The organism is Streptomyces sp. NPDC006463, assembly GCF_042870715.1.
Taxonomy (GTDB): domain Bacteria; phylum Actinomycetota; class Actinomycetes; order Streptomycetales; family Streptomycetaceae; genus Streptomyces.
Window position 1 is genome coordinate 166,737 of record NZ_JBIAHP010000015.1, and the last position, 19,661, is coordinate 186,397.

Here is a 19,661-nt window from a genome sequence, read left to right on the forward strand (position 1 = left end):
TTGAGTTCGATGAGCCAGGCGGCACAGAACCTGAACTGGTTGATCACCAACTTCGTGGACAACACCCCTGGGGTGTCCCACACCGTGGTGGTCTCCGCCGACGGACTCCTTCTGGCGATGTCCGACGGATTCCCCCGCGACCGCGCCGATCAGCTGGCGGCCGTGGCCTCCGGTCTGACCTCGCTGACCGCCGGTGCCTCCCGCATCTTCGAGGGCGGCGCCGTCAACCAGACCGTGGTCGAGATGGACCGGGGATTCCTCTTCCTCATGTCGGTCTCCGACGGGTCGTCCCTGGCCGTACTGGCGCACCCCGAGTGCGACATCGGCCTCGTCGGCTACGAGATGGCCCTCCTTGTGGACCGTGCTGGCAGCGTCCTCACTCCGGACCTGCGCGCGGAACTGCAGGGCAGCCTGCTCAGCTGACCTACCCACTCCCGGCCGGACGGTACTGCCGGCCGGGGGACCGGGGCCGAGGCCCCGGAACCCAGTACCACCGACAGGCCGTCATACCGTCCCCCCACCGGCCGCCCCGTCAGACGGCACGCTGACCACTGCTGTCCAGCCCGGAGGATCAATGACCCCGCCCCCCGCCTACCCCGATTCGTACGGAGATTCGTACTCGGAAGGCGATCAGCCGCTGGTGCGTCCCTACGCGATGACCGGTGGCCGGACCCGGCCCCGCTACCAGCTCGCCATAGAAGCCCTGGTCAGCACCACGGCCGATCCGATGCACATGTCCGGCCTGCTTCCGGAGCACCAGCGCATCTGCACCCTGTGCCGCGAGGTCAAGTCGGTCGCGGAGGTCTCCGCGCTGCTGTCGATGCCGCTCGGTGTCGCCCGGATCCTCGTGGCCGACCTGGCGGAGGCCGGAATGGTGGCCATCCACCAGCCGGGCAATGGAGAGGCCGGCGGCACGCCCGATGTAACGCTGCTCGAAAGGGTGCTCAGTGGCCTTCGGAACATCTAGCGGTGGAGCGGCTCCCCGCTCCACCACCTCCGCCAAGATCGTGGTGGCGGGCGGCTTCGGCGTGGGCAAGACCACGTTCGTCGGAGCCGTGTCCGAGATCAACCCGCTGCGTACCGAAGCGGTCATGACCTCCGCGAGCGCGGGGATCGACGACCTCACGCACACCGGTGACAAGACGACCACGACCGTCGCGATGGACTTCGGCCGCATCACGCTGGACCAGGACCTGATCCTGTACCTCTTCGGTACGCCGGGCCAGGACCGCTTCTGGTTCATGTGGGACGACCTGGTCCGTGGTGCCATCGGGGCGATCGTGCTCGTGGACACCCGCCGGCTCGCCGACTGCTTCCCCGCCGTCGACTACTTCGAGAACAGCGGCCTGCCGTTCGTCGTGGCGCTCAACGGCTTCGAGGGACACCAGCCGTACACCCCTGAGGAAGTCCGCGAGGCCCTGCAGATCGGCCCCGGCGCCCCCATCATCACCACCGACGCCCGCCACCGCGCGGACGCCAAGAGCGCGCTCATCACGCTCGTCGAGCACGCGCTCATGGCGCGGCTCAAGTAGCACGCTTCCAACTGCCGCGTGTGAGGGGCGGGCTGTGTCATGGGACACGGCCCGCCTCTCTCGTTCATAACGTTTCGACAGTGAATTCGGGCAGGTTGGCCACAGGCCGCGTTCAGTTGGTACCGCTACGCGTACAACTCCCCCCATTTTTGCCGCAGGAAGCTCTTTATGTCCGATTTATGCGGGGCATAAGGTTCTAGCAGTGGCCGAATTCAACTGTTTGGAACACGGCCGTTAACCGTGCTGGAATTCAACGAACTAGCTAGTAGCACCGCCGAGAGGTTGTTGGTCGAGTGAGGCGAAGCATCGCAAGCCCCGCGGATGAACCCGCGCGCGGCAACTTCACCCCGCCGCCGCGAGCGGCCGCGTCGTCCGTCGACGTGCCCGTGGAGCCGCCCCCGAGCAGCGGGAGCACCAGCAGGTTCTCGCCCCGCAACTGGCGTGTGCCGACCCGTCTGAACGCCATCCTGCTCGTGCCCGCCCTCGTCGGGCTGGTCATGGGCGGTTTCCAGGTGAAGGGCTCCGTCGACACCTGGAACGAGGCCCAGGACGCCGAGCAGATAGCCAGGGTCGTCCAGGCGGCCTCGGAATACAGCCAGGCACTGCTCAACGAGCGTGACCTCACGGCCGAGCCGCTGCTGAGCGGCAACGCCAACAGCGAGATCGTCACCAAGGCCCGCGGCGCGACCGACGCGGCCAAGGTGAAGTTCGACCAGGTCGTCCAGGACATGCCGAAGAACCAGGGCATGGAACGGCGTCTGGACCTCTTCCGCGCGGAAGAACCCAGGCTGAAGGAAGTACGCGAGAAGGCCTACCTGGCCGCGGCCGAGAGCCCCAAGAAGAACCCCCCCTCCTCGTTCGGGCCCATCCCGACCGAAGAGGGCTACGTGGCGGTCCAGCACTACCTGATGCAGTTCGCCAACGAGCTCGGCCTCGGCACTGGCAACGTGACCTCGTACGGCCGCATGGTCTACGCGATCCAGCTGGCCAAGGCGGCCAACTCGCTGCAGCGCTCCGTCGGTACCCACCTGCTGGTCCGCCCGAGCACCAACGAGGACGTCCGCAAAGCCCAGCTCGTCGCCTTCTCCTCGTACGCCTACCTCGAAGAGATCGCCCAGGGCGAGTACGTCGCCGCGGGCACCGAGGAGGACGTGAACCGCCTCCGCGAGGTCATGGGCAAGAAGTCCGACGAGGGTGCCGCCAAGATCGCCGAGGCCAAGCGCCAGGCCGAACAGGCCGGTGTCCGCTTCGTGCCCCCGCCCGTGGTCAACAAGTCGGCACTGACCGGCATGACCGAGGCGATAGCCAGCGGCGAGAACAAGAAGAAGCTCGCGGAGAACGGCACCAACCCCCAGTTCTGGCAGGCCGCCGCCACCGCGAAGTTCGACGGCTACGACGAGATCGAGAAGGAACTCCTCGACAAGGCCGTCAAGGACGCCGTCGCGGTCTCCGACGAGGCCCGCACGGACGCCATCACCAACGGCGCCATCGTGGTCGTGTCCCTGCTCGCCGCCTTCATCCTGGCCGGTCTCATGGCCCGCCAGATGGGCCGCGCGATGCGCCGTCTGCGCTCCGCCGCCTTCGACATCGCCGAGCAGCGCCTGCCGATGCTCGTCGACCAGCTCTCGCGCACCGACCCGGGCAAGGTGGACACCCGCGTCCACCCGATCCCGATCGACTCCCAGGACGAGATCGGCGAGGTCGCCCGCGCCTTCGACCAGGTCCACCGGGAAGCGGTCCGGCTCGCCGCCGAGCAGGCGCTCCTGCGAGGGAACGTCAACGCGATCTTCACCAACCTCTCGATGCGCAACCAGTCCCTGATCGAGGGCCAGCTGACCCTCATCACGGACCTGGAGAACAACGAGGCGGACCCGGACCAGCTGGAGAACCTCTTCCGCCTGGACCACCTGGCCACCCGCATGCGCCGTAACGGCGAGAACCTCCTCATCCTCGCGGGTGAGGAGCCGGGCCGCCGCTGGGACCAGCCGGTGCCCCTCGTCGACGTCCTGCGCGCCGCCTCCTCCGAGGTGGAGCAGTACGAGCGCATCGAGCTCTCCGGTGTCTCCGAAGCCGAGATCCACGGCCAGGCCGTGACCGACCTCGTGCACCTGCTCGCCGAGCTCCTGGAGAACGCCACCACGTTCTCCTCCCCCCAGACCAAGGTCCGTGTCAACGCGACCCGTCTGCCGGACGGCCGCGTGATGGTCGAGATCCACGACAAGGGCATCGGCCTGACCGCCGAGGACTTCGCGGACATCAACCACAAGCTCGCCAACCCGCCGACCGTGGACGCCGCGATCTCGCAGCGCATGGGTCTGTTCGTGGTCGGCCGGCTGGCGGACCGCCACAGCATCCGCGTGCAGCTGCGTCCCTCGGGCGAGGCGGCGGGCACCACCTCGCTGGTCATGCTCCCCGACGCCATCACCCACGGTGGCGGTGGCGAGGGCATCCCGGACGACGACTTCACGGTCTCCTCGATCATCCCTGAGCAGAAGGCCCAGCTGCAGGCTCCGCTGCGCACGGCCGCCGAGCTCGGTTTCGACGACTCCCGCTACGACCAGCAGGGCGGCGACGGCCAGCTCGACCCGGTCGGACGTTCGCTCCTCGCCGAGGAGCGGCGGGCCGCGCTGAAGGCCCAGGTCTCCTACCCGCAGGACGAGCAGGAGTACGCCGAGCAGGCCGGGCAGGAGTATGCGGAACCTCAGCCTGAGCACGGGTACCAGCCGTACCAGGGCTACGAGCAGCAGTCCGAGCAGGGCTACGACGCCTCGTACGAGGCCCAGCAGCCCCAGCAGGGCTACGAGGCCTACCCGCAGCAGGGCTACGCCTATCCGGAAGCGGGCTACGAGGACGGCTCGCAGACCGGCCAGGGCTACGACAACGGCTACGAATCCCAGTCGGCGCAGGCGGAGTGGCCCGAGCAGAACACGTATTCGGCTGGCTACCAGCAGGATTACGGGACCGAATCGGAATCCCCCGCCGTCCCCGAACGGACCGCGGAGCGCGTAGGCTTCGACCGTCCGGGTGCCGCTGCCGACACCGGTCACTCGATGACCGGAGCGGGCCTGCCGCGTCGCGGCAGCCAGCAGCAGTGGCAGTCGGGACGGCAGGAAGCGGAGTCCACCGGATCCCTCTTCGAACAGCGGCCGCCGCGTCAGCAGCAGCCCGCTGAAGCGGAGCGGGTCCCGGAGGAGAAGGAAGGCAGCAACGCCTGGCGTTCGGGCAACGACGAACGCTGGCAGCAGGCCGCCAAACTCCGTGAGCCGAAGGCGGGCGGGGTCACCCCGTCCGGTCTCCCTCGGCGGGTGCCCAAGGCCAACCTGGTCGAGGGCGCGGCGGAGACGACCCCGCAGGGCGGCCCCCAGGTCTCCCGCGCACCGGAGGACGTCCGCGGCAGGTTGAGCAACCTGCGGCGTGGTGTCCAGCAGGGACGCAACGCGGGTTCTGAGCAGTCAAGTAACAGCTATGACCAGGAGCGTTAGTGTGAGCCCGATGAGCCAGGCGGCACAGAACCTGAACTGGTTGATCACCAACTTCGTGGACAACACCCCTGGGGTGTCCCACACCGTGGTGGTCTCCGCCGACGGACTCCTTCTGGCGATGTCCGACGGGTTCCCGCGCGACCGCGCCGATCAGCTGGCGGCCGTGGCCTCCGGTTTGACCTCGCTGACCGCCGGTGCCTCCCGCATCTTCGAGGGTGGCGCCGTCAACCAGACCGTGGTCGAGATGGACCGGGGATTCCTCTTCCTCATGTCCGTCTCGGACGGATCCTCGCTCGCGGTGCTCGCGCACCCCGAGTGCGACATCGGCCTCGTCGGCTACGAGATGGCCCTTCTGGTGGATCGTGCGGGCAGTGTCCTCACCCCGGACCTGCGTGCCGAGCTGCAGGGAAGTCTTCTCAACTAGCAGACAGGCAGTGCGTTTCGCGCCATCGCACCATAGGGTGCGGTGGCGCGGTTCCACAGGAAGTACTGCGTACTTGGAGTCGGAGGAGGAAACGTGACAACACCCGGAGGACATCCTTATGGCGGCGCGCAGCAGCCGCAGGGTGGGCACGACCAGAACCGCTTCAACTTCCCCTCCACGCCCAGCCGGCCCATGCCGGAGCAGCACAACCCGTACCAGCAGCAGCCGTACGGCCAGCCCCAGCAGCCCCATGTGCCTCCGCAGCAGCAGCCTCCCCGCGCCATGCGGCAGCCGGCGCCGAAGGCCCACAACCCGCTGGTGCGCCCGTACGCGATGACCGGCGGCCGTACTCGGCCGCGCTACCAGCTCGCCATCGAGGCGCTGGTCAGTACCACGGCCGATCCCGCGCGGCTGCAAGGGCAGTTGCCCGAGCACCAGCGCATCTGCCGTCTGTGCCAGGAGATCAAATCCGTCGCGGAGATCTCGGCACTCCTCTCCATTCCTCTTGGTGTCGCCCGCATCCTCGTCGCCGACCTGGCGGAGGCGGGCCTTGTCGCCATTCACCAGCCCGGCGGCGACGAGTCTGCCGGCGGCCAGCCAGATGTGACACTGCTCGAAAGGGTGCTCAGTGGACTTCGCAAGCTCTAACGGCGGAGCGGCTCCCGCCCGCTCCACCACCTCCGCGAAGATCGTGGTGGCGGGCGGCTTCGGCGTGGGCAAGACCACGTTCGTCGGCGCGGTCTCCGAGATCAACCCCCTGCGCACCGAAGCCGTCATGACCAGCGCCTCCGCCGGCATCGACGACCTCACCCACACCGGTGACAAGACGACCACCACGGTCGCGATGGACTTCGGCCGCATCACGCTGGACCAGGACCTGATCCTGTACCTCTTCGGTACGCCGGGCCAGGACCGCTTCTGGTTCATGTGGGACGACCTGGTGCGCGGCGCCATCGGCGCCGTCGTGCTCGTGGACACGCGCCGGCTCGCCGACTGCTTCCCCGCCGTCGACTACTTCGAGAACAGCGGCCTGCCGTTCGTCATCGCCCTCAACGGCTTCGACGGACACCAGCCGTACACCCCGGAGGAAGTCCGCGAGGCCCTGCAGATCGGCCCGGACGCCCCGATCATCACCACCGACGCCCGCCACCGCGCGGACGCCAAGAGCGCGCTCATCACGCTCGTCGAGCACGCGCTCATGGCCCGCCTGCGGTAGCGGCTGCCGCCGACAGCCGTAAGGCCCCCGCGTCCCTGACGCGGGGGCCTTCGCCGTGTGCGGAGTGCGGTGCTGCCGAATGCCGTGAGGGTGAGGCGTGAGCCGTGAGCCGTGAGCCGGGTACGCGCAAGGCCCCGCACCCTGAGGGTGCGGGGCCTTGCGTCGGGCTCGGGGCTCAGCCCTGCCAGCTGTGCGGGGCGCGGAAGCCCGGGGTGCGCTCCAGACGGCGCCAGCCGGCCTGGGAGCGGCCGGCCGGGACCGAGGCGTCCTCGGGGGCGGCGGCGGCACGGGCGAGCAGGATCGCGGTGATCGCGGCCAGCTCCTCGGGCTCGGCGTTGCCCTTCTCGACGCGCAGCAGCATGTCGGTGCTCATCGGTGGCTTGTCTCCTTACTGCGGCGGGTTGCCGTGCTTGCGGGACGGCAGGTCGGCGTGCTTGTTGCGGAGCATCGCGAGGGCGCTGACGAGGACCTCGCGGGTCTCGGCGGGGTCGATGACGTCGTCGACGAGGCCGCGCTCGGCCGCGTAGTACGGGTGCATCAGCTCGGCCTTGTACTCCTTGACCATGCGCACGCGCATGGCCTCGGGGTCCTCGGCGTCCGCGATCTGCTTGCGGAAGATGACGTTGGCCGCGCCCTCGGCGCCCATGACGGCGATCTCGTTGGTGGGCCAGGCGTAGGTGATGTCGGCGCCGATGGACTGGGAGTCCATGACGATGTACGCGCCGCCGTAGGCCTTGCGCAGGATCAGCGAGATCCGCGGGACGGTGGCGTTGCAGTACGCGTACAGCAGCTTGGCGCCGTGGCGGATGATGCCGCCGTGCTCCTGGTCGACGCCCGGCAGGAAGCCGGGGACGTCCAGCAGCGTGATGATCGGGATGTTGAAGGCGTCGCACATCTGGACGAAGCGCGCGGCCTTCTCGGAGGCCTCGATGTCCAGGACGCCGGCGAGGTGGCCGGGCTGGTTGGCGACGATGCCGACGACCTGTCCGTCCATCCGGGCCAGGGCGCAGATGATGTTGCGGGCCCAGCGCTCGTGGATCTCCAGGACGTCGCCCTCGTCGACGAGCTCCTCGATGACCTTGAGCATGTCGTACGGGCGGTTGCCGTCGGCGGGCACCAGGTCCAGCAGGACCTCGGAGCGGCGGTCCGCCGGGTCGCTCGTCTCGTGGACGGGCGGGTTCTCGCGGTTGTTCGAGGGCAGCATCGAGATGAGGTAGCGGACCTCGGAGATGCAGGTCTCCTCGTCGTCGTACGCGAAGTGCGCGACGCCCGAGGTCTCGGCGTGCACGTCCGCGCCGCCGAGGCCGTTCTGGGTGATCTCCTCGCCGGTCACCGCGCGGACCACGTCCGGGCCGGTGATGAACATCTGCGAGGTGTCCCGGACCATGAACACGAAGTCGGTCAGGGCCGGGGAGTACGCGGCGCCGCCGGCGCACGGGCCCAGCATGACCGAGATCTGCGGGATGACGCCCGAGGCCCGGGTGTTGCGCTGGAAGATGCCGCCGTAGCCGGCGAGGGCGGAGACGCCCTCCTGGATACGGGCTCCCGCGCCGTCGTTGAGGGAGACCAGCGGAGCGCCGGCCGCGATGGCCATGTCCATGATCTTGTGGATCTTCGTGGCGTGGGCCTCGCCCAGGGCGCCGCCGAAGATGCGGAAGTCGTGCGCGTAGACGAAGACCGTGCGGCCCTCGACCGTGCCCCAGCCGGTAATGACACCGTCGGTGTAGGGCTTCTTGGCCTCCAGGCCGAAGCCCGTCGCGCGGTGGCGGCGCAGCTGCTCGACCTCCTTGAAGGAGCCTTCGTCGAGGAGCAGCGCGATGCGCTCCCGCGCCGTCAGCTTGCCCTTGGCGTGCTGGGTCTCGGTCGCGCGGTCACTGGGGCCGCGCCGCGCCTGCTCGCGCAGGGAGTGCAGCTCGGCCACGCGCCCACGGGCGTCTGTCGGCTCGCTCGGGGTCTGGTCCACAACGGTCATGTACCGACCTTACGAAGCGCGGGGTCAAAAACCTCCGTTGATTCCACACAGTCTCGGGTGTCATCAGCTGTCCGGCCCGCACAGAACGGTTCGGGGATGCGCGTAGTCCGCCAGACGGGGGGATCGTCCTTTGTGACTCTCCTACAAATCTGCCTGACACCCCGCCTAGAAGTTGAAATTTGAACGGAATGGGCCTAGCGTCGTTCTTGTTGAAAGTTCAACGAACGCCACTACCGAGGAGGAAGCCATGGGTCTCTTCACCCGCCGCAACCAGGACACCAACGCCGCCGTCGCCACGCTCGAAGTGGACCCGGCTCTCGCCGCCCTCACCGGCGACTACGTCATCGACGCCGGCCACAGCAGCATCGGCTTCACCGTCCGCCACGCCATGGTGACCAACGTCCGCGGCAGCTTCACCGAGCACGAGGGCACGCTGCACCTGGACGGCGGCGACCCGTCCCGCTCCACCGCCGCCATCGACGTCAAGATCGCCTCGATCAGCACGGGGATCGCCGACCGCGACGCCCACCTGCGCAGCGGGGACTTCTTCGACGCCGGGGCCTTCCCGCTGATGACGTTCCGCTCCACCGAGGCGGCCCAGCTCGGCGGCGACGCGTACCGCGTCACCGGCGAACTGACGATCAAGGACGTCACGCGGCCGCTCTCCATCGACCTGGAGTTCGCCGGCTCCGCCACGGACGTCTACGGCAACGAGCGCGTCGGCTTCGAGGGCTCCGCCGAGATCCTGCGCTCCGACTGGGGTCTTACCTGGAACGCGGCGCTGGAGACCGGCGGCGTGATGGTCAGCGACAAGGTGAAGCTGACCTTCGACATCTCGGCCATCAAGCAGGCCTGAGCGGCGGGCGCCGGGGGCGGCTCAGAAACCGCCCCCACCGTCGAAGCCGCCGCCTCCGTCGAAGCCGCCACCGCCGCCCCAGTCCCCGCCACCGAAGTCGGACGGGTTGAAGTCGGCCCCCGAGACGTCCCCGCCGTCGTAACCGCCGCCCCAGTCCCCGCCGCCGAAGTCCGAGGCGTAGGCGGGGCTGGACATCATCGAACCGAGCATCGTGCCCACGAGCAGGCCGGGCAGGATGCCGCCGCCGAAGTACCCGCCGGCCCAGGGGCCGTACGCCGGGCCCGCGTCGTAGTACGGACGCCGGCCGTAGTCGGTGTCCACCGTGCGGACCGCGGGGTCCAGGCCGTCGCGCAGCCGGACCGCGTCCGCCGTGCAGACCGGCACCGTACGGGCGGCCCCGCCGGCCGGAGCCCAGGAGGCGTCCTCGGTGCTCGGCCCGTGCCGCGGGTCGAAGAAGCAGGGCGAACGGCGCTCGGGTACCGGCCGTCCCTGACGGCGCGCGTCCAGGCAGGCCAGGGCGAAACGGCCGTCCTCCAGCGCCTGGGTCACGCCCTGGACCTCTTCGGGCCGCTGCACGGAGGCCATGATCTGCTTGGCCCTCTCGTACGAGTCGAGCCCCTGCTCGTAGTCCGCCCGCATGGCGTCGTCGGCGCCGGGCTCACCGGGGTGGAAGTCGAGGCGGTCGAGTTCCTCGCCGAAGGCCGTGATGTCCTCGTCGACGACCACGCTGAGCCGCTCGATGGCCTCGCGACGGGCCTCTTCCTTCTTCTTCCGGTTGCGGCGGACCAGCGCGTACGCGCCGCCGCCGACCGCGGCCACCACGCCGAGGGTGATCAGGCCGCCGACCGGGGTGCCGTCGTCGGCGGCGGCGCCGCCCCAGGAGGCCGGGGCGCGGCCCTTGGCCTGGCTCAGGGCCTGGTCCACGAAGTTGTCGAGCTGCGTGCTCGCGTCCACCGGGGTGCCCGTCTTCACGGCCTCGGTGAGGTTGCGCACGGCGTTGGCCGGCATGACCGCCCTGTCGGCGCCCGCATTGAAGCCGTCGCCGAGCCGGATCGCGTAGAGGCCGGTGATCCCGGTCTCTGCACGGACGGCGCTGAGCACCTTGTCCGGCGGGAACTCGGCGGTGGCCGGCAGCACGGCGACGAAGACCGGCTTCCCGGCATCCTTGATCTTCTGCGCGAGCGCCTGCGCCGCCGGAGCCGGCAGCTGCGCCTCGGCGCGGGGATCGACGTAGACCGGGCCCTCCTTGAGGGCCTCCCCCACGGCGGCGACTCCGGTGTCCGCGGATGCCTGCGGCGCAGCCACCAGGGCGCTCGCCGACAGGGCCAGCAGCAGACCGGACAGCAGCGATCCAACGCGTACGGATATCAGCCAGGTCCTCATGTTCACGACGCTACCCGAACCGGCACTTTCCTGTGTGAGCAGGACATAAGCCCGTCCGGCCCGCCGCCGAGGACCTCGCCGGGCCGAGGCCCGGCGAGGTGTCGCGAGGTGTGGCGGACTACTCGGCCGGTTCGACGCCCGCGTGGAGGAGGCCGTACGTGAAGGCGTCCTCCAGGGCCTGCCATGACGCCGCGATCACGTTCGGGGCCACGCCGACCGTGGACCACTCGCGGACGCCGTCGGTCGTGGCGACCAGCACGCGCGTCGTGGACTCCGTGCCGTGCTTGCCCTCCAGGATGCGGACCTTGTAGTCGACCAGCTCGAACTTGGCGAGCTGCGGGTAGAACCGCTCCAGCGCGACCCGCAGTGCCCGGTCCAGTGCGTTGACCGGGCCGTTGCCCTCCGCCGTCGCGACGATCCGCTCGCCCTTGGCCCACAGTTTGACCGTGGCCTCGTTGGCGTGGGTGCCGTCCGGGCGGTCCTCGACGATCGCCCGCCAGGACTCGATGCGGAAGTACTTGCGGGCCCGGCCCTCGGCCTCCGCGCGCAGCAGCAGCTCGAAGGAGGCATCGGCCGCCTCGTACGTGTAGCCCTGGAGCTCCCGCTCCTTGACCCGCTCCACGACCCGGGAGATCAGCGCGCGGTCCCCGTTCAGCTCGACGCCGAGCTCCTTGCCCTTGAGCTCGATGGAGGCGCGGCCGGCCATGTCGGAGACCAGCATCCGCATGGTGTTGCCGACCCGTTCGGGGTCGATGTGCTGGTAGAGGTCCGGGTCGACCTTGATGGCCGAGGCGTGCAGGCCCGCCTTGTGCGCGAAGGCGGACACACCCACGTACGGCTGGTGCGTGGAGGGCGTGAGGTTGACGACCTCGGCGATGGCGTGCGAGATCCGGGTCATCTCGGCGAGCGCGCCCTCGGGGAGCACCTTGCGGCCGTACTTGATCTCCAGGGCGGCGACGACGGGAAAGAGGTTGGCGTTGCCGACGCGCTCGCCGTAGCCGTTGGCGGTGCACTGCACGTGCGTGGCGCCCGCGTCCACGGCGGCCAGGGTGTTGGCGACGGCGCAGCCGGTGTCGTCCTGGGCGTGGATGCCCAGGCGGGCGCCGGTGTCGGCGAGGACGGTCGCGACGGTCGCCGTCACCTGGGCGGGCAGCATGCCGCCGTTGGTGTCGCAGAGGATGACGACATCCGCGCCGGCCTCGTGGGCGGCGCGTACGACGGACTTCGCGTACTCGGCGTTGGCCCGGTAGCCGTCGAAGAAGTGCTCGCAGTCGACGAACACCCGGCGGCCCTGGCCGACCAGGTAGGAGACGGTGTCCCGGACCATCTCCAGGTTCTCGTCCAGGGTGGTGCGCAGGGCGAGTTCGACGTGACGGTCATGGGACTTGGCGACGAGCGTGACGACCGGGGCGCCGGACTCCAGCAGCGCCCGCACCTGCGGGTCCTCGGCGGCGGAGCCTCCTGCCCGCCGGGTCGCGCCGAACGCGACCAGCTGGGCGTTCTTGAAGTCGATCTCGGCGCGGGCGCGGGCGAAGAACTCGGTGTCACGGGGGTTGGCGCCGGGCCAGCCCCCTTCGATGAAGCCCACTCCGAACTCGTCGAGGTGACGGGCGATCGTCAGCTTGTCGGCGACCGTGAGGTTGATGCCCTCGCGCTGGGCGCCGTCGCGCAGGGTGGTGTCGAAGACGTGGAAGCTGTCGTCCAGGCCCCCGGACAGCCCAGTTGCCGCCTCTGGTGTCGTCGTCATGCTGATCTGACTCCTGTCGGATGAGTGGTTCCGGATGCCCGCCAAAGGGGCAGGCCGCCGTCACTGCCCCCATCATCGCGCGCAGGCCGGTCCCGGCTGGGATGGGCCGGGAAACGAAAAAACCTCTCGCGGGTAGCGAGAGGTCTGCGCGCGGGTCTGAGGCACGGTGGCCGCTTCCGCGAAGTTCTTCCACGGTTCAGCGGCCACTGGGGACCGGCGCGCTGCTGGCGATAATCATGAGCTGAGCAGGCACGCTCGCAGTCTGCCACAACGCCCGCGGCGCGTGGACACGGATCTCAGCATGCGGGCAAGGCCCGCCCGCCGGGTGGTGCCGGGGCCACCCGGCCCGGTGCGGCGCCGTTGCCGGGACTACGGCCGGGGGGTGAGGGTCTCGCCCAGAAACTCCCGGACGTGGTCCAGGATCTCCTCCCGGTCCACCGTCGGCAGACCGACCGCCAGCTGGATGCTGAACCCGTCCAGCAGGGCCCGGATGCGGGCCGCCACCCGGTCGGGGTCCACCGGGCGGAACTCACCGCGCGAGATGCCCTCCGCGAGCAGCGCCACCAGGTCGCGGTGCCAGGCGCCCTCGATGGCCGCCTGGCGGTCGCGCTCCTCGGGGCCGGCGTTCTGGGAGCGGTTCCAGACCTCCAGCCACAGCGTCCAGTGCGGGTCGCGGGCCTGCGTGGGCACGTACAGGTCGACGTACGCCCGCAGCCGTTCGGCCACCGGGCCGCGCCGGGACAGCAGGGCCCGCCGCGCGGTGCCCAGTTCCGCCTCGCTCCACTCAAGGGTCTGCAGCAGGAGCTCGTCCTTGCTGCGGAAGTAGTAGAGGAGGTGGCCGCTGCTCATGCCGACCTCGCGGCCCAGACCGGCCATGGTCAGGCCTTCCAGGCCCCGCTCGGCGATCGTGGCCATGGCGGCGACGAGTACGTCCTCGCGCGGGGGCGCGTTCTTGCGCGCCGCCCGTACCGGTACTCCACCCGCCACCATGGGCCCACTCCTCGTCCGTCCGCCGCCGGTCTTCTGTCGCTCAGACCTTCGGCTGCTGCTGGGTGATGCAGTGGATTCCGCCACCCCCGGCGAAAATCGTACGTGCGTCAACGAGTGTCACGGTCCGCTCGGGGAACAGTCCGCGGAAGATCTCGGCGGCCTCCTCGTCGCGCGGGTCGTCGAAGGAGCACAGCACGACACCGCCGTTGCACAGGTAGTGGTTGATGTAGGAGTAGTCCACCCACTCCCCGTCCTCCTCCAGCACGGTCGGCGCCGGGACCTCCACCACCTCCAGCTGCCGGCCCCGGGCGTCGGTGGACGCCCGCAGGATGGCGGCGATGGTCTTGCAGCGCTCGTGGTCCGGGTGGGCCGGGTCGGGCTGCGTGTGCACCATGACCACGCCGGGGCGGGCGAAGGCGGCGACGATGTCCACGTGGCCCTGGGTGCCGTAGGTGCCGTAGTCGCCGGCCAGGCCGTACGGGAGCCAGATCGCCTTCGTGGTGCCCAGGTGGGCGTGGATCTCGGCCTCCACCTGCTGGCGGGTCCAGCCGGGGTTGCGGCCCTCGCCGAGCTGCACGGTGTCGGTGAGGAGCACGGTGCCCTCGCCGTCGACGTGGATGGCGCCGCCCTCGTTGACGAGTGCGGTGCTGTACGTACGGGTGCCGGCCAGGTCGGAGACGGCCCGGGCGATCTTCGAGTCGTGGTCCCAGCGGGCCCATTCCTGGGCGCCCCAGCCGTTGAAGGTCCAGTCGACCGCGGCCAGCTCGCCGGCGTCGTTGGTGACGAAGGTCGGACCGATGTCGCGCATCCAGGCATCGTCGAGCTCGCGCTCGACCAGCTGCACGTCGTCGCCGACGTGTCCGCGGGCGTTCTCGGCGTCACCGGGCGAGACGACCAGGGTCACGGGCTCGTACGAGCGGACCGCGCGGGCCACGGCGCCCCAGGCCTCGCGGGCCTCGGCGAGCTCCTGCTCGTTGGTGAAGGTGGGGTTGGGGCTGGGCCAGGCCATCCAGGTGCGCTCGTGGGGGGTCCACTCGGCGGGCATCCGGAATCCGTGGTCGGCGGGCTTGGTCATGGCAGGGGGTCCTTAGTGGCTCTGCTGTCTTACAGGAAGTACAGGCGATTGAGGGAGACCGACTCGGCGGCTTCGGAGCGCAGCGGTTCCCCGTCGAGGGAGACGAGGCCGCTGCGCGCGTCCACATCGACCGCGCCCACCCGGGAGTTGAGGAGCAGGTCCTTCGGGCCGATGCCCCGGGTGCCGCGGACGGCCACCCGGCGTCGGCGGGTCGGCATCTCGTCGGAGCCGAGCGCGGCGGCCGCGGCGGAGACGAAGGCGACGGAGATGTCGGCCGCGGTGGCCCCGTACGAGCCGAACTGCGGTCCGAGGACCAGCGGTTCACAGGTGTCGGTGGCGGCGTTGGGGTCGCCGGTGACCCCGTACGCCGGGAAGCCTGACTTGAGGACCAGCTGCGGCTTGGCGCCGAAGAACTGCGGGCGCCACAGCACGATGTCGGCGAGCTTGCCGACCTCGATGGAGCCGATCTCGTGTGCCAGGCCGTGGGCGATGGCGGGGTTGATGGTCAGCTTCGCCATGTAGCGCAGGACGCGGGCGTTGTCGTCGTCCTCGCCGTCGCCGGCCAGCGGACCCAGCTCGCCCTTCATCTTGGCGGCCATGGCGAAGGTGCGGCGGACGGTCTCGCCCGCGCGGCCCATGCCCTGGGCGTCGGAGGAGGTGATGCCGATCGCGCCGAGGTCGTGCAGGACGTCCTCCGCGCCCATCGTGCCCGCGCGGATCCGGTCGCGGGCCATGGCCGCGTCGCCGGGGAGGTCCGGCTTGAGGTCGTGGACGGAGACGATCATGCCGTAGTGCTCGGCGACCGCGTCCCGGCCGAAGGGCAGGGTGGGGTTGGTGGACGAGCCGATGACGTTCGGCACGCCCGCCATCTTCAGGACGTTCGGGACGTGCCCGCCGCCGCAGCCCTCGATGTGGAAGGCGTGGATGGTGCGGCCGTCCAGCACCCGCAGGGTGTCCTCGACGGAGAGGCATTCGTTGAGGCCGTCGCTGTGCAGGGCGACCTGTACGTCGTGCTCCTCGGCCACCCGCAGGGCGGTGTCCAGGGCGCGGGTGTGCGCGCCCATGTCCTCGTGGACCTTGAAGCCGGACGCGCCGCCCTCGGCAAGGGCCTCGACGAGCGGGGCCGCGTCCGAGGAGGAGCCGCGGGCGAGGAAGCCGATGTTGACGGGCCAGGCGTCGAAGGCGTTGAAGGCGTGCTTCAGCGCCCACGGGGAGTTGACGCCGACGCCCCAGACCGGGCCGAACTCCTGGCCGATGATCGTGGTGACGCCCGCGGCGAGCGAGGCCTCCATGACGCGCGGGGAGAGCAGGTGGACGTGGGTGTCGACGGCGCCGGCGGTGGCGATCAGGCCTTCACCGGAGACGATGCTCGTGCCGGTGCCGACGACGACGTCCACCCCGTCGAGGGTGTCGGGGTTGCCGGCCCGGCCGATCGCGTGGATGCGGCCTTCGCGGATGCCGACGGAGACCTTGCGGATGCCGAGGACGGCGTCGATGACCAGCACGTTGCTGATGACGACGTCGCAGGTCTCGCGGACGGCGGCGGCCTTCAGGTGCAGGCCGTCGCGGGCGGTCTTGCCGAAGCCGGCCAGGAACTCGTCGCCGGGCTTCTGGGCGTCGGACTCCACCCGCACGGTGAGCCCCGAGTCGCCGAGCCGCACCCGGTCGCCCGCGCGGGGGCCGAAGACGGAGGCGTACTCGTGCGGGTCGATGTGCCGGCTGCCGGGCGCACAGTGATCGCTGTGGGGGGTCTGGCGGCTCACGCGTGTGCTCCTTCGCTGCCGGTGGTGTCACGTACTCCGAGGTAGCCGCAGGCGGCGGCCCGGCGCAGGGCCTCTTCCTTCGCGCCGGGCGCGTCCAGCGGCCCGTCCACCAGGCCGGCGAAGCCGATGGCGATCCGGTCGCCGCCGATCGGGACCAGACCGACCTCGCCCTCGCCGTGCGGGTCGAACCGTACGGACGAGCCCGCCGGGACGCACAGCCGCATGCCGTAGGCCGCGGCGCGGTCGAAGTCGAGGCGCGGGTTGGCCTCGAAGAAGTGGAAGTGGGAGGTGACGCTCACCGGTACGGCGGCGGTGTTGCGCACACGCAGGTGCAGCGCCGGCTCCGGCTGGGGGACGCCCGGGCCGGGGACGACCGCCCCGGGGGCGTCGTCGCCGAGCGGTACGGCGCCCCGGACGGGGGACGAGACCACCGCGAGCCGGGAGCCGTCGTCGAAGACGGCCTCCACGTGCACTTCGGTGACCACGTCGGCCACGCCGGGCAGGACGTCGTCGGGGCCCAGCACGCCGCGGGCCTCCTCGATGGCCTCCGCGAGCCGCTTGCCGTCGCGCGCGGCCTCGCAGACCGTGTCCGCGATCAGCGCGGTGGCCTCCGGGACGTTGAGCTTCAGGCCCCGGGCCCGTCGGGCCCTGGCCAGTTCCGCAGCGCTGCGGAGCAGCAGCCGGTCGCGCTCCGTAGGGGTCAGCCGCACGCCGATCCACCACCTCTTGAGTCGATGGGTTAGAGCATCACTCTAACTCTTCATTCCTTCGCAAGGAATCATTGACCTGGGACCAGGGCTTGGGTCACATTGAGTGTCGCTCAAAGATTGCGAAACCACCCCCCGCCCTGCCAAGGGAGTCCCCTTATGCCCATCGAACAGCGCGGAGTCGACACCATCCCCGAGGAGGAGCGGACGAGCGGTCCCCGTGACCTGATCTCGATCCTCCTCGGCTCCAATCTCTGCCTCGGCGTGATCGTGTTCGGCTGGCTTCCCCCGTCCTTCGGACTGGGCCTGTGGCCCTCGGTCACCGCCATCGTGACCGGCACGATCGTCGGCATCGCCTTCACCGCGCCGCTGGCGCTGGTCTCCCTGCGGACCGCCACCAACCTCTCCACCTCCAGCGGCGCGCAGTTCGGCGTCCGCGGCCGCCTCGTCGGCTCGGTGGTCGGCCTGCTGCTCTCCCTCGGCTACACCGCGCTGACCCTGTGGATCGGCGGTGACGTGATGGTCGGGGTCCTGTCCCGGCTCACCGGGCTGCCGGACACCGGCGTGTCGCGGGCCGTGATGTACGGAGTGCTCGCCGCGTGTACCGTCGTCGGGGCCGTCTTCGGCTACCGGCTGCTGCTGCGCATGAGCAAGATCCTGTCCATCGGCATGGTGGTCCTGCTGGCGGTCGGCCTCATCGCCTACGCGCCGGACTTCACCACCGCCGCGCCGCCGGACACCGAGTACCTGCTCGGCTCCTTCTGGCCGACGTGGCTGCTGGCCGCCGTCGCCGCCGGACTCAGCGGGCCCGTCGCCTTCATCACCCTGCTCGGCGACTACACCCGCTACATCTCCCCCACGCGGCACAGCCCCCGCAAGGTGCTCGGGGCGACCGGGCTCGGTCTGCTGATCGGCCTGCTGATCCCGCAGCTCTTCGGCACCTACACCGCGCTCGCCGCCGAGGCCGGCGCGGAGTACGCCGGGCCGCTGGTCGACGCCTCGCCCGTCTGGTACCTGCTGCCGCTGCTCGCGGCCGCCGCGGCCGGTTCGGTGGGCAACGCCGGCCTGATGCTCTACTCCATGGGCCTCGACCTCGACGCCATCGTCCCCAGGGCCACCCGCACCACGGCCACCGTGATCGCCGCGGCCGTCGCCACCGCCTTCGTGTTCGTCGGCTCCTTCGAGTGGGACGTCCAGTCCGCGATGACCTCGTTCGTCCTGGTGCTGACCGCGATCGGCACCCCGTGGGCCGTGATCACCCTCATCGGCTACGTCCGCTGCCGCGGGCAGTACGACGCCGACGCCCTGCAGGTCTTCAACCGCCGCTCGGTGGGCGGGGTCTACTGGTACCGCGGCGGCTGGAACGTGGCCGCCACCGCTTCCTGGGTCATCGGCGCGGGTGTCGGCCTGCTCGCCGTGACCACCCCCTTCTACGAGGGCCCGCTGCTCGCCCTGACCGGCGGCGTGGACTGCTCCTTCGTCCTCTCCGGCCTGACCGGCGGGCTGGTCTACACGGCCCTGACCGCCCGCACGGCCCCGGCGGCCGTCCCCGCCGACGAGCCGCAGCCCGCGGCCGCGGCCGCCTGAGCACACGTACGCACGAAGGCCCGCGCCCGGAACCAGTCCGGGGCGCGGGCCTTCGTGTGTACGCAATCCATATCGCCCCAACCACCAGACAGATCAAGGTGGTTGCTGCACAATCAAACCCCCGTGCCGGTTCACGGCCGGTGTGCCCAGCAGCGGAGGCGACAGCGACCTGCGCGCACGACGACACCTGGCTCGACCTGGCGGACGCGGTCGACCTGCTCCGCAGGCAGGTCGTCGAGGCCCAGCGTCGCGGCGCGGGCTCCGCGGTCCGCTTCGAGATCGACACCATCGACGTGGAACTGGAACTGGAACTCTCCCGCACCCGGGGCGGCGTCGGCGAGCTGCGCTTCGGCGTGATCGGTGCGAACGGGAAGGCCGAGAGGTCCTCCCGGCGCACGCACCGGGTGTCCCTCACCTTGAAGCCGCGCACCCGGGACGGCGGCGACGTCGAGGTGCGCGACATCGACGAGTACTGACCGCGCGGGGCGAGCGGGGCGACGCACACCGGGGGGGGTGGCAGCGCTTGGCCTCACGGCGAGTGGCACACGTACGCGCGACCGGCGAGAGCGGCGGCGCCTCGCACGGCTCGGGGTACCGCGTGGCACCGCGCCTGGTGCTGACGGCGGCCCACGTCGTTCTGGCTGCACCATGCCGACCCGCATCCGCGGATCCTGCTCGATCCGGTCCACGGCCCTTTCGCGGGGTGCGACCCCCTCGGCGGCCACCTCCACCGGCCCTCGCCGGCGACCGTTCCCCCGCCGCCCGAGCTGTTCGACATCGCCCTCACCCATCGGAGCGTCTGAACGGCCGGGGGGGGGGCGGGGGGGGGCCCCCCGGGCCCCCCCCCCCGGGGGGCCGCCCCCCCCCCGGGGGCCCCCCCCCCGGGGGGGGGGGCGGGGGGGGGGGGGGGGTGGGCCCCCGGCGGGA

19 protein-coding genes are annotated in these 19,661 nt (G+C 70.7%); 11 read left to right on the forward strand and 8 right to left on the reverse strand.

All coding sequences use genetic code 11. The features are described from left to right. Positions 1 to 9 precede the first annotated feature (9 nt). From ACFYOB_RS26610 to ACFYOB_RS26640, 7 genes are all read left to right on the forward strand, one after another. A complete protein-coding gene (locus ACFYOB_RS26610; RefSeq protein WP_328927840.1) occupies positions 10 to 423 on the forward strand; it encodes a roadblock/LC7 domain-containing protein in 414 nt (137 codons plus the stop codon). Between the two features lie 151 nt (positions 424 to 574). Next, the gene (locus tag ACFYOB_RS26615; protein ID WP_388563498.1) at positions 575 to 967 is read left to right on the forward strand and encodes a DUF742 domain-containing protein; all 393 of its coding nucleotides are present in this window, start codon (positions 575 to 577) and stop codon (positions 965 to 967) included. Then, positions 948 to 1,532, forward strand: a complete 585-nt coding sequence (locus ACFYOB_RS26620; protein ID WP_328927838.1) for an ATP/GTP-binding protein — start codon at positions 948 to 950, stop codon at positions 1,530 to 1,532. Before ACFYOB_RS26615 ends, ACFYOB_RS26620 begins: the two co-directional genes overlap by 20 nt. A 293-nt stretch (positions 1,533 to 1,825) precedes the next feature. Beyond that, on the forward strand, positions 1,826 to 5,014 hold the full coding sequence (locus ACFYOB_RS26625; RefSeq protein ID WP_388563500.1) for a nitrate- and nitrite sensing domain-containing protein: 3,189 nt from the start codon (positions 1,826 to 1,828) through the stop codon (positions 5,012 to 5,014). 10 nt (positions 5,015 to 5,024) lie between these two features. Continuing rightward, complete coding sequence (locus tag ACFYOB_RS26630) at positions 5,025 to 5,438, forward strand: roadblock/LC7 domain-containing protein (RefSeq protein ID WP_030037347.1); 414 nt, start codon at positions 5,025 to 5,027, stop codon at positions 5,436 to 5,438. Positions 5,439 to 5,531: 93 nt separating this feature from the next. Continuing rightward, positions 5,532 to 6,086: a DUF742 domain-containing protein gene (locus ACFYOB_RS26635; protein ID WP_388563502.1), complete on the forward strand. Its 555-nt coding sequence runs from the start codon at positions 5,532 to 5,534 to the stop codon at positions 6,084 to 6,086. Further along, positions 6,067 to 6,654: an ATP/GTP-binding protein gene (locus tag ACFYOB_RS26640; RefSeq protein ID WP_073911148.1), complete on the forward strand. Its 588-nt coding sequence runs from the start codon at positions 6,067 to 6,069 to the stop codon at positions 6,652 to 6,654. The genes ACFYOB_RS26635 and ACFYOB_RS26640 overlap by 20 nt, the downstream gene beginning before the upstream one ends. Before the next feature lie 175 nt (positions 6,655 to 6,829). Here ACFYOB_RS26640 and ACFYOB_RS26645 read toward each other — a convergent pair whose 3' ends face one another. Together ACFYOB_RS26645 and ACFYOB_RS26650 are read right to left on the reverse strand one after the other, a co-directional pair. Continuing rightward, on the reverse strand, positions 6,830 to 7,027 hold the full coding sequence (locus ACFYOB_RS26645) for an acyl-CoA carboxylase subunit epsilon (protein ID WP_388563505.1): 198 nt from the start codon (positions 7,025 to 7,027) through the stop codon (positions 6,830 to 6,832). 15 nt (positions 7,028 to 7,042) lie between these two features. Next, on the reverse strand, positions 7,043 to 8,626 hold the full coding sequence (locus tag ACFYOB_RS26650) for an acyl-CoA carboxylase subunit beta (protein WP_388563507.1): 1,584 nt from the start codon (positions 8,624 to 8,626) through the stop codon (positions 7,043 to 7,045). 247 nt (positions 8,627 to 8,873) lie between these two features. Here ACFYOB_RS26650 and ACFYOB_RS26655 point away from each other — a divergent pair, with 247 nt between their 5' ends. Beyond that, positions 8,874 to 9,482: a YceI family protein gene (locus ACFYOB_RS26655; protein WP_388563509.1), complete on the forward strand. Its 609-nt coding sequence runs from the start codon at positions 8,874 to 8,876 to the stop codon at positions 9,480 to 9,482. A 21-nt stretch (positions 9,483 to 9,503) separates the two neighbouring features. Here the strand turns inward: ACFYOB_RS26655 and ACFYOB_RS26660 are convergent, their stop codons facing one another. The 6 genes from ACFYOB_RS26660 to ureA form a co-directional block, all read right to left on the reverse strand. Beyond that, a complete protein-coding gene (locus tag ACFYOB_RS26660; RefSeq protein WP_388563511.1) occupies positions 9,504 to 10,865 on the reverse strand; it encodes a hypothetical protein in 1,362 nt (453 codons plus the stop codon). 118 nt (positions 10,866 to 10,983) lie between these two features. Beyond that, a complete protein-coding gene (cimA, locus tag ACFYOB_RS26665) occupies positions 10,984 to 12,612 on the reverse strand; it encodes a citramalate synthase (RefSeq protein WP_388563513.1) in 1,629 nt (542 codons plus the stop codon). A gap of 369 nt (positions 12,613 to 12,981) precedes the next feature. Beyond that, on the reverse strand, positions 12,982 to 13,602 hold the full coding sequence (locus ACFYOB_RS26670) for a TetR/AcrR family transcriptional regulator (RefSeq protein WP_388563515.1): 621 nt from the start codon (positions 13,600 to 13,602) through the stop codon (positions 12,982 to 12,984). Positions 13,603 to 13,642: 40 nt separating this feature from the next. Next, positions 13,643 to 14,677 carry an agmatine/peptidylarginine deiminase gene (locus ACFYOB_RS26675; protein ID WP_388563517.1) on the reverse strand — a complete coding sequence of 345 codons (1,035 nt, stop codon included), beginning with the start codon at positions 14,675 to 14,677 and terminating at the stop codon, positions 13,643 to 13,645. Positions 14,678 to 14,706: 29 nt separating this feature from the next. Then, complete coding sequence (locus ACFYOB_RS26680) at positions 14,707 to 16,389, reverse strand: urease subunit alpha (RefSeq protein ID WP_388563538.1); 1,683 nt, start codon at positions 16,387 to 16,389, stop codon at positions 14,707 to 14,709. A gap of 47 nt (positions 16,390 to 16,436) precedes the next feature. Continuing rightward, positions 16,437 to 17,150 (reverse strand): urease subunit gamma, encoded by a 714-nt coding sequence (gene ureA / locus ACFYOB_RS26685; RefSeq protein ID WP_388563519.1) that lies wholly within the window; start codon positions 17,148 to 17,150, stop codon positions 16,437 to 16,439. A gap of 156 nt (positions 17,151 to 17,306) precedes the next feature. Here ureA and ACFYOB_RS26690 point away from each other — a divergent pair, with 156 nt between their 5' ends. The 3 genes from ACFYOB_RS26690 to ACFYOB_RS26700 all read left to right on the forward strand — a co-directional run bounded on the left by ACFYOB_RS26690 (position 17,307) and on the right by ACFYOB_RS26700 (position 19,537). Next, a complete protein-coding gene (locus ACFYOB_RS26690; RefSeq protein WP_388563521.1) occupies positions 17,307 to 18,734 on the forward strand; it encodes a cytosine permease in 1,428 nt (475 codons plus the stop codon). Between the two features lie 140 nt (positions 18,735 to 18,874). Then, positions 18,875 to 19,210, forward strand: a complete 336-nt coding sequence (locus ACFYOB_RS26695) for a trypco2 family protein (RefSeq protein ID WP_388563523.1) — start codon at positions 18,875 to 18,877, stop codon at positions 19,208 to 19,210. A 165-nt stretch (positions 19,211 to 19,375) separates the two neighbouring features. Then, positions 19,376 to 19,537: a hypothetical protein gene (locus ACFYOB_RS26700; protein WP_388563540.1), complete on the forward strand. Its 162-nt coding sequence runs from the start codon at positions 19,376 to 19,378 to the stop codon at positions 19,535 to 19,537. The last annotated feature ends 124 nt before the right edge of the window (positions 19,538 to 19,661 follow it).